The 14,462-nt window shown below is 63.8% G+C and carries 15 protein-coding genes and 1 pseudogene; 6 read left to right on the top strand and 10 right to left on the bottom strand.

Features of this window, described 5'->3' with window-relative positions:
• The first annotated feature begins 74 nt into the window (after window positions 1–74).
• On the top strand, window positions 75–443 hold the full coding sequence (locus FGD68_RS15265) for a hypothetical protein (protein ID WP_119372099.1): 369 nt from the start codon (window positions 75–77) through the stop codon (window positions 441–443).
• Window positions 444–452: 9 nt separating this feature from the next.
• Window positions 453–1,580, top strand: coding sequence for a HigA family addiction module antitoxin (locus FGD68_RS15260; protein WP_119372098.1), 1,128 nt, complete (start codon window positions 453–455; stop codon window positions 1,578–1,580).
• Between the two features lie 279 nt (window positions 1,581–1,859).
• On the opposite strand, the gene FGD68_RS15255 is transcribed toward FGD68_RS15260, so the two are convergent.
• The 4 genes from FGD68_RS15255 to FGD68_RS15240 all read right to left on the bottom strand — a co-directional run bounded on the left by FGD68_RS15255 (window position 1,860) and on the right by FGD68_RS15240 (window position 5,662).
• Window positions 1,860–2,804 (bottom strand): nucleotidyl transferase AbiEii/AbiGii toxin family protein, encoded by a 945-nt coding sequence (locus tag FGD68_RS15255; RefSeq protein WP_119372097.1) that lies wholly within the window; start codon window positions 2,802–2,804, stop codon window positions 1,860–1,862.
• Window positions 2,797–3,801, bottom strand: a complete 1,005-nt coding sequence (locus FGD68_RS15250; RefSeq protein WP_119372120.1) for a type IV toxin-antitoxin system AbiEi family antitoxin domain-containing protein — start codon at window positions 3,799–3,801, stop codon at window positions 2,797–2,799. The genes FGD68_RS15255 and FGD68_RS15250 overlap by 8 nt, the downstream gene beginning before the upstream one ends.
• 551 nt (window positions 3,802–4,352) lie before the next feature.
• Window positions 4,353–4,760 (bottom strand): hypothetical protein, encoded by a 408-nt coding sequence (locus FGD68_RS15245; RefSeq protein ID WP_182480854.1) that lies wholly within the window; start codon window positions 4,758–4,760, stop codon window positions 4,353–4,355.
• Between the two features lie 311 nt (window positions 4,761–5,071).
• Window positions 5,072–5,662, bottom strand: a complete 591-nt coding sequence (locus FGD68_RS15240) for a hypothetical protein (RefSeq protein ID WP_119372095.1) — start codon at window positions 5,660–5,662, stop codon at window positions 5,072–5,074.
• Between the two features lie 1,737 nt (window positions 5,663–7,399).
• Here FGD68_RS15240 and FGD68_RS15230 point away from each other — a divergent pair.
• Window positions 7,400–7,780 (top strand): hypothetical protein, encoded by a 381-nt coding sequence (locus FGD68_RS15230; RefSeq protein WP_147361580.1) that lies wholly within the window; start codon window positions 7,400–7,402, stop codon window positions 7,778–7,780.
• 14 nt (window positions 7,781–7,794) lie between these two features.
• Here FGD68_RS15230 and FGD68_RS15225 read toward each other — a convergent pair whose 3' ends face one another.
• Window positions 7,795–8,721, bottom strand: coding sequence for a hypothetical protein (locus FGD68_RS15225; RefSeq protein ID WP_147361579.1), 927 nt, complete (start codon window positions 8,719–8,721; stop codon window positions 7,795–7,797).
• Between the two features lie 496 nt (window positions 8,722–9,217).
• Between FGD68_RS15225 and FGD68_RS15220 the strand changes: the two are divergent.
• A pseudogene (locus tag FGD68_RS15220) lies at window positions 9,218–9,810 on the top strand (recombinase family protein).
• Between the two features lie 23 nt (window positions 9,811–9,833).
• On the opposite strand, the gene FGD68_RS15215 reads toward FGD68_RS15220, so the two are convergent.
• Together FGD68_RS15215 and FGD68_RS15210 are read right to left on the bottom strand one after the other, a co-directional pair.
• The gene (locus tag FGD68_RS15215) at window positions 9,834–10,103 is read right to left on the bottom strand and encodes a hypothetical protein (protein WP_119372092.1); all 270 of its coding nucleotides are present in this window, start codon (window positions 10,101–10,103) and stop codon (window positions 9,834–9,836) included.
• Between the two features lie 160 nt (window positions 10,104–10,263).
• A complete protein-coding gene (locus FGD68_RS15210) occupies window positions 10,264–10,521 on the bottom strand; it encodes a hypothetical protein (protein WP_119372091.1) in 258 nt (85 codons plus the stop codon).
• Between the two features lie 110 nt (window positions 10,522–10,631).
• On the opposite strand from FGD68_RS15210, the gene FGD68_RS15205 reads away from it, so the two are divergent.
• Window positions 10,632–10,895, top strand: a complete 264-nt coding sequence (locus FGD68_RS15205; RefSeq protein ID WP_119372090.1) for a hypothetical protein — start codon at window positions 10,632–10,634, stop codon at window positions 10,893–10,895.
• 200 nt (window positions 10,896–11,095) lie between these two features.
• Here the strand turns inward: FGD68_RS15205 and FGD68_RS15200 are convergent, their stop codons facing one another.
• A complete protein-coding gene (locus FGD68_RS15200; protein WP_119372089.1) occupies window positions 11,096–11,710 on the bottom strand; it encodes a hypothetical protein in 615 nt (204 codons plus the stop codon).
• 409 nt (window positions 11,711–12,119) lie between these two features.
• On the opposite strand from FGD68_RS15200, the gene FGD68_RS15195 reads away from it, so the two are divergent.
• Window positions 12,120–12,422 (top strand): hypothetical protein, encoded by a 303-nt coding sequence (locus tag FGD68_RS15195; protein WP_237610046.1) that lies wholly within the window; start codon window positions 12,120–12,122, stop codon window positions 12,420–12,422.
• Window positions 12,423–12,733: 311 nt separating this feature from the next.
• Here the strand turns inward: FGD68_RS15195 and FGD68_RS15190 are convergent, their stop codons facing one another.
• Together FGD68_RS15190 and FGD68_RS15185 are read right to left on the bottom strand one after the other, a co-directional pair.
• On the bottom strand, window positions 12,734–13,315 hold the full coding sequence (locus FGD68_RS15190) for a hypothetical protein (protein ID WP_119372087.1): 582 nt from the start codon (window positions 13,313–13,315) through the stop codon (window positions 12,734–12,736).
• Between the two features lie 22 nt (window positions 13,316–13,337).
• Window positions 13,338–14,462 (bottom strand): hypothetical protein, encoded by a 1,125-nt coding sequence (locus tag FGD68_RS15185; protein ID WP_147361577.1) that lies wholly within the window; start codon window positions 14,460–14,462, stop codon window positions 13,338–13,340.

Below are 14,462 nucleotides of genomic sequence, written 5' to 3'. Positions count from 1 at the left end.
GTGGAAGGAAGTAGCATGTACCTAGTCGGTACATCTGAAGTGTACCACCGATTCGATGTACCAACGAGGTAAACGTGAACATGGCCTGGGTCGACCCCGCTCTTGAGGTCCTCTGCTGCCAACCGGCACGGCTGCGCGCGGCCGTCGGCTCGCAGGCGGCCGCCGCTCAGGACCTCTTGGTCCTTCTGGCGCACGTTCCTCGACTGCACCACCTGCTGACCTTCAAGAGCGTCCAGACCAACGTCGGGCCCGCCGGCTTGACGTTCTCCCTGGAGCACGTGGAGCTACACGCGCAGCCGCTCAACATCGACTGGGTGCAAGGGGACGAGGTGACCGCAACACAACGGCGCAGGTACCTACAGACCCATGCCCCCGTGATCCAAGACCTACTCATCCAAGACCTGCATATTCGCGGCCGTTCCATCCTCCGGCACGCAAGCTGATTGAGAATCATGACCAAATACACCGTCAGAGAGCCCAACTTCGACTTCGCCCCCCACCCGGGTCGGCTCCTTCAGCGTGAACTCGACGCACGTCTACTCACGCAAGCGCAGCTTGCATTGCGGACCGGCTTGAGCACCAAGCACATCAACTTGGTTGTAAAGGGCGCCGCGTCAGTCTCGCCTGACGTCGCTGTCACATTGGAACAGGTCCTGGGAACGCCTGCCGACACATGGCTCCGTCTGGAAGCGGCCTACCAAGCTGAGCAAGCGCGAGCTGAACGTCGCAGCGCGGCGGCCGACTTTGTGTCATGGGCGGCCGCTTTCCCACGCCACCTCCTGATACAGCGTTGCGTCATTAGCGCAGAAGACACCGGCTCGGCCCTAGTGGCAAAGCTGCTTGCGTTCTTTCAAGTGGCCTCGCCTAAGGCATATGAAGACACTTGGCTGGTGCCGCAAGCCTCCTACAAGCGGAGCCAGGTGCACCCTGTCGACGCGAACCTCACGGCGCTTTGGCTTCGCCTGGCGGAGATACAAGCACAGCCTTACGTGTCACGCGTAAAAGAGTATGACGCGAAGGGTCTCGATAAGGTTGCGCGGTCCTTGCCTCGACTTACAGTAAAAGATGCGCGAGTAGCCTTTCTGGACGCTCAAGCGGCTTTGCTCGATGCCGGGGTAGTATTAGTGTTTGTTCCCGAAGTGCCCGGTACCCGCATCAGCGGTGTTTCACGAAGAATAAACGGAACGCCAATGATCGCAGTTACCAGTCGATATAAGACACTAGACGGCTTGTGGTTTACCATTCTGCATGAGATAGCGCACATCGTGATGCATCCCAAGAGGAGTACATTTATCGACGAGGGTCGCGTTAATGATGACGACGACATGCACGAGACAGCAGCAAATAGGTACGCTCAGGAGGTCTTGATACCAGCTGGCTATCAATCCGAACTGCTAGGTATCTCGTCGCCACGTGACGTCATATCGCTGGCGCAGCGCCTCAAGGTTTCACCAAGTTTGATTGCAGGGCAGTGGGCGCATGTTCACAATATCTGGGGTGGTCCGATCGCGAGACTGCGCGTTCAGGTCGACCTCGACAAGATCATGGGCGAGGCCGTGGAATCAGCGAGGGATCGTTAACCGCCTGGGGTAGTCGCTCTCCAGGGCGCCATCGCCGCGGTCAAGGGACCACAACAGGACATAAATATTATTATCGGCCTGCGAGTTCAAGCGGCGAGAGGGGCAAATCAGGCGCCTTCACCAGCCAACGGCCGCCTATGGACCTCTGAACGCGGCGAAATCGGACCAGGGGTCAGTCCGACAACGGCTGAGGCGATGTTGTGGGCCACGGCACTTCGCCTGGGACCCTTGCTCTTCTGCGTGGAGTACAGCGCGGCTGTCTCTGGGAGTTCGCGCGCGTCACGCGTCCTCGCGAGGATCTGTCCCTTCGCCTGCGACCCACGTCGACGTGGTCGGATCCCAACGCCCCTCGGTGATGGTTCCGTCGAGGACGGGATCGAGGAACGAAGAGACGAGCTCGACCGCATCCTCGATCCGAGGGCGGTGATCCGCCAGCGGCGTCGTCGCGGCCATGCGTCGATATGCGGCGCCCCAGTGCTCGGGCACGGTGAGGTGATCGACCGGTTCGAGGGAGCGAAGCAGGAACTCCTGGTTGACGGCGACCCGGAGCTCGGCCGCGTCGACGGTCTCGAAGGACGCGATCATGGCGAGGTCGACCAGGTCCTTCTCCCGTGACGACGGCCGGCCTTCTGGGCCGTACACCTGGAACGTTGCGCAGAGCTTGTCGCTGACCTGGTCGACGAGCGGGTACAGCAGGTAGTCGTACGTGCGGAACTTAAGCTGCGTCAGCCGGTTCGCCGGCGCTCGACGCTCGGGTGCTGCCGAGGGCATGTGGCCTACGGCCAGGTCGATCCCGATCTTGCCGTGCGAGGTCACTCCGAGGTACGCGTCGAATGTGACCCGGCATCCGCTCGTGTACGGCTGGTTCTCGCCGGTGAGCAGCTCTGTCCGCGATTTGTAGACGAAGCGGAAGTGATCGCCGAGATCCCGTGATGCGCATTGGACGAGCTCGTCGACGGCGGCGTCGAGCGCGCCTTCCGTTGCCGCCAGGTCGATGTCGAGCGTCGAACGGCTGCGCGGCATGCGCGCTAGCATGCCCGTCCCTCCCTTCAGCACGAACATGGGCTCGTCGTCGGCGAACACGCGGCAGAGGAAGCGATCGAACATCGTCTGCTTGATGAGATCGCCCACGGAGGGCGATGCCCCTTGCGCGGCCTTCTGCGCGGCCGTCTTGATCGCGGCCCTGGCTGCGGGACCCGAGCTGTAGCCCAGCAGGTCAGGCACCGGAGTCCTTCGTCGCGCTCTCGCGCGCTCTGCTCTGTTCGGAGCGATCGCTGGTGCGTTGCGTTCGCGCGGGGATGCCGCGGATCTCGCTGAGGAGCATCTCCGAAATGTAGCCAGTCTGCGGCCTGAGGGCACGGGCGACCGACTCGCTGACGATCTCCGGGACGCCGATCCGGCCGATCGCCGCGGATGCGATCCGAGAGATGTCCGGCAGGACGCCCGACGTCTCAAGAATCGAGCGGGAGAGCGACTTCGCGATCTCCTCGCCGATCCTGACCTGCACCGCATTGAATGCCGTCGCGTTGCCTCGGGATGCACCCTCGAGAGCCCGCCGGAGCCGAGAGGCGGCGTCCACTCCCCCGAGCTCGAGGAGCCGGTGGAGGAACCCGGCTCCATCATCGGCTGTCCGGCCGGGCCGCCGGGCGGCCGGCTCGAGAAGATCGGCGAGGCGGTCAAGGTCGATGGACTCAGCGCGGACAGCATCGGCGAGCACGTCCGCGACCAGGCTGAGGTCCTGGTCCTCGAGGACGAGGTCGGCGATGGTGCGTTCGACGGTCGTCGTCGGGAGCCCGGCGACGACCGTCACGTCATGTGGGTCGAGCTGATGCTGCCGGTAGCGGACGTCGCTCCGTTGCGACTGGCGGCGCTTCGAGGTGATGAAGTCGTAGGGCTCCGGCTGCAGGTCGCCATAGCCGTGGAGGTGAGCCGCCGTGCTACCGCCGACCACAGCGCGAGGGTCACCCGATGTGATGCGTTCCTCTGCCGTCCTACGTGAGTCGGTGCTGATCCATGCTGCTCGGATCGGGTCCCACTCCCCCGGCGCGCTGCCGGCATCGCGGTACACGCCGTGTGCCATCCGCTCGAGTAGGCCGCGCTGAGCCAGTCGTGACAGCTGCAGGCGGGACACCCCGACGGCCTCGGCCTGGGCTGTCGTGACCATGCCCCACTGCCCTGCGGTGAGTTCTGCAAGGAGAGGAAGGGCATCAAGGGACTTCATGTGAAGATTGTATCTCTCTAGGAGATACATTCCAAGCGGTTTCTCGTATTGGGAGTCGCAACCGCTCTGGCTTTGAGGCGCCTCCCTGCCCCGGAGGCGGCCTGCGCTGACTGTCGTCAGAGCCCGCCTGTGAGCCTCATCGACAGGGTCCTCAACATCGCATCCACGCGAGCGCGGTTCTCTCGAGCTCGGTGGGAAGCGGCGATCGACTGAAGACTGTGCGGCCTCGATCTCAAAGGGCGGCGTCGGCTGTGGAGCTTCCGCCCGCCGCCGAGGCGGGAAGATTGGCGCCTCGGCTGGGGTGGCCTTCGTGCAGGGCCTGGACTAAATGGTGGTACGTCCTCGTCATGTGCCCGTGGACGCGGTACTACCTCAGCCCCGAGCGCGACGTCGTGCTCGCGCTGTTCGGGACCCGCGCCGGGTGGCACATCGGTGACCACATCGCGGCGGCACCGGGAACGGGCCGTGGCCGTGCGCTGCGCGTCCGCCTGCTGCCCGAGCTGCTGCCCGTCGCGGACGCCCGGCGCGTGACGATCCACGCGACGGCCGCGTCACCCGAGCTGGCCGCGCTCTACATGGCCGAGCTCCCGGGCCTGGTCGACGTCGGCGGAGGCATGTTCCGCGGCCGTCGTCTCCGCCGGCCGCCGGCTACCTGAGCGCGAGCGTGCCGCGAACGCGATCAGCTCGGCGCTGTGCTGCACCATCCACGCCACGGCCGTGTTCAACGAGTGCTCGCGGCGGATCCAGATGCGTCGGCCCTGGTCGTTGCGGGCGTCGGCGTAGACCTCGAACATGAACGAGTCTCCGAGCTCCGCCCGGTGCCGCATCACGTACCCGAGCACGGGGCGGTCGGCGACCTGGATTCTCCAGTACCCGGCCTCGAGGTGCGCCCACGGGTGCGCGCCGACGTCGCGCACGAGGCTGTCGATGCCGTCGAGCTTGCTCTTGACCTTGCTCACCGGGGGCTCTCCTCCGTCGATTCGATCGGGTGGGAGCGTCCGGCCGCGCTCGTCGACGAGCGTACGAGCGGCCACCGGCCATCGGCCGGAATATGGAGTAGGACCACGAGCGCCGGTCACTGGGCGTGCGGCGGTAGACGTCTTAGTCTTCGTCTTGGTGGGCGTCTTGCTCTTCGTCTTGCTGTGCGTTTTGCTGATCGTCTTGCTCATCGTTCTTGGATGTCATAGCTTTGACATGCCTCCCGTTACGACGGGTCAGGAAGAAGACCTTGGAACCCCAGCCGGACGACTGGATCTAGGGTCTTTCGCTTTTAAGGGTCCAGCGAGTCCGTCGTGCGAGCCTTGATGAGCAGCGTCGGCCGGAGCTGGTCGTAGTGATCCGTGTTGCCGAGGTGGGCGGCGTTGATGGAGCCCAGGACGGCGTCTGCGATCCACAGCAACGGCTCGTCTCCGCCGCGCTGGTGGCCGATGCGGAGCCGCCGGTCGAGCCCCTGGGCCTGCAACCCCACGATGTGGGCCCGGTCCGCCTTGTCCTGGCCGTCGGACCGGCACTCCAGGGTCAAGTCGAACGTCTCCATCGTGACGAGCTCGTGATAGAGCGTCTCGAGGCTCTTGCGCCGGTACCGCTCGACCTTCTTTCGGTACGTGTCCAGGTGGGAGACGACGATGTTCATGGGCCCGAGCTCGACGATGCGAGACACGATGTCGCGATGGCGCCGGTCGCTCTCATCCGTCCAGTGCAGCTTGATCTGGCCCGGCAGCAGCAGCGGCCGCAGCTGCTCACGAATGCTGTCGCAGTCCGCCTCGTCGATGAGCGCCGCGCAGACCAGGTACTCCTGCCGCTCGTCGCCCCGGCTCGCCGTTGACTCGTCGAGGAAAGCACGGAAGGCGGAGGGGGGCACTCCCCCACGCTAGCCACCCGCGCGCCAGCACTTGGCCGTAAAGCGCGGGTCGCGATCCAGTCGGACACGAGTTCGACGGTGATGCATCTGTACATCACCGCTACTTCGAACTAGTGATCTCCCAGAGGCGAATCCACACGGTGAGGGTATGGATCTATTCGCTCAGAGGGGGCTAGTTGGCCTCAGATCGACCTCTAAGCGCACTGTGTTGACCCCGGGTCAACAAATCCCACATGTGATGCAATCGTGCCTCAAATTGCATTTTTCGCCCCTTACGGTGGGTGGGGTCGACTACGATGAGACAAAGAAAGACCCCGAGCGGCACGTAGCCACCTCGAGGGTGGCCGGCTACACGGGGTCCAGAGTTCTTGTCTAGGGAACTTCTCGATCCTAGCTCGTTGCGCGATGGCCCCGCCGGGGTGCGTCTCGCAGCGGGAGTCGCCGGCCGAGACCGCACCATGGCAACTAATCCCCTGCTGCACTCCGGCAACATCGCCCCCAGCTCCGGCCAGTACGCGCTCGTCGGGCCTCGTGGAGGCATCACCGGGCAGGAGCGCACCGTCACCCGTGGCGAGCCACTCCCTCCCACACCGCGCCCCGGCATGGGATACGTCCAGGCCGATCGGACCCGCAACGGTTCGGGTCGCGGCAAGTAGTACCCGCAGCATCAGGCGCATCACGGCCTGATCTGCGCGTCCGGTAGAACACCGATGCGGAGAAGCACACTCACGTGCCCACGCACAGCAATGGCCTTGGACATCCCAGGGCCATTGCTGTGCGCGAGCGAAGACGTCGACGGGAGGCGCACTATCGGGCACGGGCCCGCCGGGGGAGGTGATCGCTTAAGAGTGGATCCCAGGGCCGACGCTGGTGCCGGGCGGCGTCCACGGACCGCGGACTGCGGAGGTCGTGAGCGCGGAGGCATCTGTGGCAGTGTGCGCGGGTGATACCTGGGCCGCAGCGGGTACGAGGACGAGCGCGGCCGCGAGTGCGGTTCGACGGCGACAGCGGCGGCCACTGGTTCTACAGCACCACCGCCTACGGCATCCACTACGGCAACATCCCCCGCTACGGCGCGGACCGCAGTATGTTCAGTTCCGTCACGACGCAATCGAGAGCGCTACCGATTTCCGTATCCTTCGCTAGCTCTCGAAGACGCCGAAGAGGGGGTCGACCCAGCATGGATCGACCCCCTCTTGCATTGCTTGAGCTTTTGGCGCTGGCGCGGTACTCCTATAGCAGGGAGGCGGCGATACGGCCGCGCTCAAAAACCTCGTGGACATGCGCACGCAGCCACTCACGCGCGCCGCTCAGGTCCTCCTTAGGCGCTGAGCTCGACGACCGGCGCGGAGCGGCCCTCCCGCTCGTGGCACGGCCGATGCGCGGGCCGGCGCGCCCAGCGTGGTAACTCGCCGGGGTTGCGTGGACGAACGACGAACGACGATCGCGCGTCGGGCGGATCGGGTTTGCCGTCACGGCTACGCATCGGCCCGACGTGAAGGCTCGTCCGGTGTATACACGCCTACTCCGAAGAGGAAGTTGCTTGCGGTCCCCGACGGCCAACTGTGTGTCGACGGGTGTGAGCACCCCGGCGAGGGGGAGCTTCGTCGTCTGCCAGCCGGGCTATCGAGCAAGACAGTGCGCTTCAAATGCGCCGCTCAAGCCATCCGTAGCCCGCCCCCGATGTGGTGTCACCGAATCGCCTTCACGCGCTCCGAGTGCCAGTACCTTGACGGTATGGCAGATCACACAACGGATTCAGGCGCGCATGCTCGCAAACTTCCAAAAATGCCCGTCGTTGACGCAGGCGAACTTCTTACATGGAAAAAACGTTTCGGTGTAATATTTACGGGATGGCAAATAACAAAACTGGTTATCGCATCCCTGCTGTGCACTGCCCTTTTTATTGCCTTCTTCATGAATGGCGAATTGGCAGTTGTTGGAGTGATTGGGTCCGCAATATTGTTGCTTTTGAAGGAATTGTCTTCCACGTTCGCCCGTGATGAAAATCTCGAAGATGCCAAACACGGTTTCGAGGACGCGGCCGCAGTGTGTTCCCTATTTGCTGTTGTATTTGGCGCCCCGGCGATCGCGGCAACAATCAATGGCCTAACGTAAAATCGCACAGATCTCTAGTGATGCGCGCTCTCCGGTGCGACGTGTCGACCGCGTTTAGATGCTATGCGTCGTGAAATCATAAATTCGAGAAATATTGCGAACACCGCAGGGAGTACCCATCCGCGAGCAAAGGTAATGCCATCAGTCATCCAGTTGCGCGTGCTAATTTCAACGACGTGCATAGCGCCGGGATCTAACTGATCTGATGCAGTCAGTCCGGCGTATGACACATTTGGTACCGGGGCAGTTAGTGCGAAGTGCGAAGGATTAGTTAGCAAGGCGAGTACATTTGGGTTTTTGCCGGTGTGTTGCGTTAAGAGTTTGGTTCCGGTGTTCGGGTTCCAGGAGATCATGTGTACAGCCTTTCCGATCCCATCCCATCGCATGAACGTCGACGACGTGTGGAAGCTGAGCCAGTAAACTGCCACAGCTTCTGTTTTCCTTTCCCCTACTTCTCCCTCAATTGTCGGTAGAGTGTAAACTACAGGGGTGAGAGTGGTCGAGTTTGCTATGATCGGAGCCGCGCCTCGTTCTGGGTGCTCTAGTACTCCAGGTGGGTTTTTTCGTATATCCAGTTCGTGGTCTCTATAGAAGTCATAGATGAAGGTGGCTCGCACCTGGTCGCTTTCAAGCTCATACGTTTTGACAGTTTCGGGCAAAGTCACTTGCAGCGTTGGTGGCGATGCGGTAAACGTTCCGAGTGCATCGGGAGTTTCGGTGAGGATTCCATACGCAACTACCTGGAGCTCGACTCTGATGGTGTCTGCTTGTGGCCAGAGCGGGGTTGCGTACTTTCCCTCGGTGGGCTCGACGTACATTCCGACCGACGTTACGCCCCAGTCTTTCCATTCCTGCTCCGGCACCGCTCCTACCGCGACGCGCGGAAGCCCAAACACGTCGCCTTCCTCGGGGGAGGAGGTGTCGATACTGAAATCTGCCACGACAATGCCTACGACTAGTACGACTGAAACACGACCGCTCCAAATTAAGCCATTCCAGATGGCCATTAGGGCACGCGCGCCTTTCGAGCGCTTTGAGCCAGAACCTCGAGGGCGTCGGCGCGGAGTCTGCTCCTCGGTAGATTGATGCGGTGTTATTGCGTTTACGTCTTTACCTGTGCGATCGCTTCCCACGAGTGTGATCCTAGTCATCGTGCTTCATGAGCCGACAAGGGACAGCTTCACGACTTGCCTCTCCGTCCTAAGACTCTCGCCACCCCTTGTCCGCGGGTGCCCAAGGGCACGCCCGCTCCCGCCGAGACAGGCCTGACTCCATAGGCGTCTCAAAAAGGTATAGCTTGTCGAGACACCACTTCGTGTCCGTCCGAGCTGCGTCGAGCGCCCCTGTCCGCTGGGCCTCGGACGTCTCGTCAAGGCGTCTCACCGTGATGTGTCTCGGCGGAGCTCGCCGCGGGTATTTCTGAGGCAGACTACGCGGGTGAGACGCCTGGGATACACGCGAGTGAGCACGACAAGTCAGGATGCACAGCTCCAGCTCGACGCCCTGGTGAAGGATGGCGTGCAGAAGCGGGACGTGTTCGCCGACGTGACCTCCGGCAGCCGAGCTGCGATCGAGCGGCCGGGATGAAGAAGCTGCTCCAGTACGCCGAGGACGGCGACATCCTCGTCGTCTGGCGTATCGACCGCCTGGGCCGCTCCATGCTCGACGTGCTCAGCACCGTGAAGCACTTCCGCGAGCGGGGCGTACAGGTCCGGTCGGTCTCCGACGGCATCGACCCGGCGACCACCTCGGGCCGGCTGATGCTGGGCATGCTCGCGAGCCTGGCCGAGTACGAGCGTGAGCTCATCGTCGAGCGCGTGAATGCCGGCATCGCTGTCGCACGCGACAACGGGACGCGCTTCGGCCGTCCTCTGTCGGATCCGGCTGTGATCGCCGACAAGCTCCAGATCGCAACCGACGCGCGAGCCCGTGGCCGGACGGCGGAGGATGCGGCACGTCTCGTGGGGTGGAGCCGGGCGACGTTGTATCGGCACCAGTCGAACGCTGCGCGCGAGAGGGCCGCGATGTAGGTGCTGGAGTGGACGGGCTCGGTTCAGGCGAGGGCGAGTACGGCGAGCATTCGTTGGCGAACGTTGTCGGCGAGGATCCGCGGCACGACTGCGCCTATGTACATGGACGTGATCGTGGCGTGCGCAGTGGTCGGATCGAAGTGCACGGATGCGTCCCAGGGGACGCGGCGTGCGCGAATACGGACGGTGACTCCCCAACCACGCACCGACACGCTCTCGAGTCGGGAGATGCCCACCGCCTCCTCGTGCACGATGCGCTCGAACTCAGCTTGCGTCAGTTCCGCCATGGCCATGCTCTCCTGTCCTGCATGTCGCCTATGAGCTAGAGCGTATCCAGCGAACGAGCGCGCCATGGAACCGGTCCGCGGGTGAGTCACCGCTGGCGACAGGTGCAGGCTCGCCGGGAGGTGACGCTCCATCTGATCTCAATGGATCGAATGAGCGCTTCCCCTGTCAGAAGCCGGTGTCCTCCAGGATGTGGACAACCATGAGGGTTCCTCCTGCATCGACGAGCCAGAACACGGTGTAGCTGGTGCCGGGGATCTTCGAGGCCCACCAGCTCTTAGAGGAGATGAAGCTCGTCCATCCGGCGTGCTTGGCCTCCTCCGGGTCAACCATCACCTTCTCAAGCACGGACCAGAGCCGGTCGTACTCGTAGTCCGTGAGCTGGCGTTCTACATCTTCTGCATGCGCGGTGAAAGCTGTGTCCATCCTGATAGCTTACCATATGAATGGGGCAGGACGGCTGGAACCCCAATTGCCGGCATGCCCCACTTTCGACTAGTATTGGTCTCAAGCACTTAAGTGCAGAAGGAGACACCATGACCCTTGTACACACTGACGACCGCAGGCGAGTCAGCCTCGGCAAGCTCCTCGAGGCCAACCGCGACTACCGGGTGTCGCGGAGTCCTCATGGCACGGTCGTGCTTGAACCAGTCACGACCATCTCTGACTACGAGCGAGCGCTGCTCTCGAACCATCAGGCTGTCGAGCAACTGGAAGCGGCTGCTGGGGATCTTGAACGTGGAGCGGTCCGCACGCGGACCCGCCGCAGCCGCTCCGAGGAGGGTTCTGCCGCCGTCTGAGAACTCACTGCGTCTAGGGGCCACCCGTGAGGGCGGCCCCTTTCGCATTGGGTGTGGGACGTCCCGCGAGTGGTCGGAAGTCGCCGCGGAGCACCGCGGACGTGGGATCCCGCAACTGTGGCCCGCAAGGAGGTGCCCAGCTCGGGGTGATCCTCGTCAGGTGCGGGACAGGTAGGACGTGACGGGCCGCGTGCGGTTCGTCAGCGGGGAGGCATGGTCAGTTGACGGACCGCGCCGACCGCGACCTGTATCCCTCGGTCGCATGTCTCCGACTGCTTCGCGGTGAGGGCATCGGGGAAGGCCGCCCAGAGGGGGCGGAGGTCGTCCCCTGGGCACAGGGCCATGGCCTGTTCTGCTGCCGAGAGCAAGCGGTGCCGGTCGAGGAAGTACATCTCCGTGGCGACTGGACTGTCGTCGAGACAGGGAAGGCCGAGGTGGTACAGCGGGCGGTCAAAGAGCGCGTCGACGATCACCCACGCCGTCGCCTCATTGATGTCGGAGTTGGGGTCATCCACCCAGTTGCCGAAGTCGGCGGCGGCGGGAGCGTCCCAGATGATGTCGTCCCACGTGGCTTCCGCGATCTCCCAGCCGAGTGCGGTGAGCGCCTCGTGTACCTCCCAGATCTCGGGGCGATGGGTGTGCAGGTCATCGTGAGCGGACGCGAGGAGATGCTTCAGTCGCTCGGCAGGCGGACGCGCTCGGTCGTTTGCCGCTGATTCGTGCCAGCGCCGCTGCGTCTCACGTGCGTGCGCGAGCTGAGACGCTGCGCGTTCCTGCCGAGCGGGATCCTTCTTGGCGCGGCTGGCTCGTCCCATGCATTGATGGTGCCAAGGTGGACTGAAACTCGTTGCCGTCGTCCACATCGTCCGGGGCTGTCATCGGGGGTGTGCGCGGAGGTAGGGTGCTCTCTTCGGGCGATGCCTGGAGTCTGGCAAGGGAGAGCGATGCCGCTCCTGCTGCACGTGTACGTCTACCGCGAGAGTCGCTACTGGATCGTCGTCATCCCCGCGTTGAGCGCTGTCACGCAAGCCCGCTCAGTGTCGGAGATCCGCCTCATGGCTCGTGAGTGCGCGGCACTCCTCCTCGACGTCCCGCTCGAGCGTGTTCGTATCGGCACCGTGCGTCGGTTGTCCAGTGTTCAGGTGGAAGGCTTGCCCGGGCGAGAGCCGCTCGCGCAGGTCGGTCCTGGTGTCAGGCGGGGGTGGGGCAGGAGGTGGTGATCGCATGGAGTTCCAGGGTGAGGTGGTCCCGGTGTCGGAGATGATCCGTCTCGCCGGAGACGTGCCGGCTGTCCGTGTGTGCTCCTTCGGCGTCCTGCATACGGCCGCAGGCAATTCCCGGGACGCTGCCGAGCTCGTCCCCGACGGTCAGCCGCCGACGGCTGGATGGCGGTTCGGTGTCCTGCAGACTCTCGACGACTACACGTCGACGTACCGCCGCGGCGGTGCCCGGCTCGGCGCCGGCGTGTTCACGGTCCGCCGGCACCGACCGGATCCGTCGAGATCGACGCCGCGTTCGCGGCACTGACCGAGTACCTCGCCGACCGTGACAAGTGGACTCCCCCGCCCCGGAGCTCCGACGCTTGGCGCTCGGTTGCGCCGGCTGTGTGGTGGGCGTCGACGCGGAGCATCTCCCGCGACATCGCCCTCGAGGAGAGCCCGCGCCCGTTCCGGGAACGTGGTATCTGGATCACCGCAGCGGTCTCGCGCAGGCATGACCGGACATAATAAATATTATTAGCGGCCCAGAGCGCACTGAAAGGGGCCGTCGAACGGACCGGCTCTCGCCTAGAGGGTTCGCATCCGGCTTGACCTTGCTTTTGCCACCTCGGCGGCCGGCTAGACGAGGTCGGTGACCCCTGTCACCGTGTCGCCTATGTCGATGCCCTGCCTCGTTAACCTGGTTAACTCGTTGACCAATTGCTGGGGGCTCACCGTGTGACGTTCGTGCCGAAGTCGCCGTACCACGTCGACGAAGTTCTCCACAGGTGCGTTCCTCCGCGCCTTGGCCACTCTGACTGCGTCATCTTCGTTGGCGATCAACGTCGTTCCATGGAACTCTGCCTCGTATAGGGACTCGGCTTCCCCCCGGTTGGCGTCGGGATGCACCCGCCCGTTCCTGCTCTTATTGAGCGCCAACTGGAGAAGGTGCGCTTCTATGTCGGTTAACGCCTGGGGAGTTGGCTCCGGCCGGGGGACGGCTCGAGCGAGTAGCAATGCATAGCGGCGTTGACTCGCCTTGGCGGCCTGCGTCACGAACCCTTTGCGTGCGGGGTCACCCGGCGGCACGCGCCTTTCCGCATTCCGCTGCACCTCGTGCTTGACGGCAGCGACGACTACGGCATCGTCCCTGTAGTGGCTGTCATACAGCTCGGCAATGAGTGTCGACGCACCTAGGCAGAACAGCGGACCCGTATCCATGACGTGTCCGCCCAGTCGTGGCTTACTCGGCATCTTCGCTCACGACATCCCGATCGTCGATGACGATCAAGCGGCTGAGATCATCGTCGTCGACATCTTCGACCGCGAGCCAAGGATCGTCGGCGTACACCGGCCATTCATCTGGTTGGAGACGGACTGCATCCACGGCCTCGATCGGGCGGGCCGCCGTCTTGTATGTTGAATCGATCGTGAAGACCGGTGCCTTCATCGCGAGCTCTTCCAACGGGGAGCCATGACGAGCGGAGAGGGCCGCCGCGACGCTTATGAGGCCTCTCGTACCCGTCTCCTCGAGGAGCGCCTCGCGCAGAGCGGCTATGCCTGCTCGCCACCAGCGTCGTCCGTCGAAGTCGCTGAGTTGGCCGGTGTACCGGGTTGCCTCCAAACCGGAAGACAACGGTCCGTCGAGAGCCTGCTCGAGTCCATGAGCGGTCAAGCCGAGTTGAGCGGCCGCGCGCTTGTCGTCGAGGAGGAAGGTGGGGAAGGGCACGATGCGCTGCAGGAACCACGCGAGCCACACCCGCCCCGACGACGTGGCCGACAAGGTCGACCACGGCGGCCGGCACTGCTCGACCTGTGCGAGCGCACGATCGCTCCACGGGTGATCCCCGAGACCGAGCCAGGCGCGCTGCGGGGCGTTCTCGAGAGGATTCCACTCCGACGGCAAGGAGGCTGCGGCGTGGGCAATTGCCGCGAACCACTCGGTCCGTTCGTCGTTCCCCTTCTGACTGACCCACTCGAGGTCGTACCGCCCTGCTACTGCGACCGACCAGATGTGACGCGGCAGTCCTCCTGCCAACTCGCCGAGGTGCCCGGTTCGAAGGACGATCGCGGTTCGTGACGGTGTGCTCTGTCCCACGCCGGGTCCGCGTTCCTCGAGCTCGGCTCGTAACAGCGCGGAGAGGGCGACCCCATCGCGGACGTAGAGAGCGGCGCTGTCTCTCATCGCGTCCCGCTCAGGCCAGTCCTCGAGGAACTCGTCGATGATGACTAACGATGCGTCGTGGAGCATGGTGGCCGTCAGCTCGCTTGGGCGTACGTGCGTCGCGTCGGTCCCGCCCAGCGTCAGGTCGCGGGCGAATGTTCCCTGGTCTTGGTCATCGACGATGAGGATCTTGGGCGCTGACAT

The organism is Clavibacter californiensis, from assembly GCF_021952865.1.
In the GTDB taxonomy this organism is placed as follows: domain Bacteria; phylum Actinomycetota; class Actinomycetes; order Actinomycetales; family Microbacteriaceae; genus Clavibacter; species Clavibacter californiensis.
This window is presented reverse-complemented; position numbering and strand designations above follow the sequence as displayed.

Bases quoted from the DNA above. Each gene is read 5' to 3' on its own strand.
- FGD68_RS15260 (WP_119372098.1), top strand. From the start codon at position 453: ATGACCAAATACACCGTCAGAGAGCCCAACTTCGACTTCGCCCCCCAC.
- FGD68_RS15250 (WP_119372120.1), bottom strand. From the start codon at position 3,801: ATGAAGTCCCTTGATGCCCTTCCTCTCCTTGCAGAACTCACCGCAGGG.
- FGD68_RS15230 (WP_147361580.1), top strand. From the start codon at position 7,400: ATGGCAGATCACACAACGGATTCAGGCGCGCATGCTCGCAAACTTCCA.
- FGD68_RS15215 (WP_119372092.1), bottom strand. From the start codon at position 10,103: ATGGCCATGGCGGAACTGACGCAAGCTGAGTTCGAGCGCATCGTGCAC.
- FGD68_RS15210 (WP_119372091.1), bottom strand. From the start codon at position 10,521: ATGGACACAGCTTTCACCGCGCATGCAGAAGATGTAGAACGCCAGCTC.
- FGD68_RS15205 (WP_119372090.1), top strand. From the start codon at position 10,632: ATGACCCTTGTACACACTGACGACCGCAGGCGAGTCAGCCTCGGCAAG.
- FGD68_RS15200 (WP_119372089.1), bottom strand. From the start codon at position 11,710: ATGGGACGAGCCAGCCGCGCCAAGAAGGATCCCGCTCGGCAGGAACGC.
- FGD68_RS15195 (WP_237610046.1), top strand. From the start codon at position 12,120: ATGGAGTTCCAGGGTGAGGTGGTCCCGGTGTCGGAGATGATCCGTCTC.
- FGD68_RS15190 (WP_119372087.1), bottom strand. From the start codon at position 13,315: ATGGATACGGGTCCGCTGTTCTGCCTAGGTGCGTCGACACTCATTGCC.
- FGD68_RS15185 (WP_147361577.1), bottom strand. From the start codon at position 14,462: ATGTCAGCGCCCAAGATCCTCATCGTCGATGACCAAGACCAGGGAACA.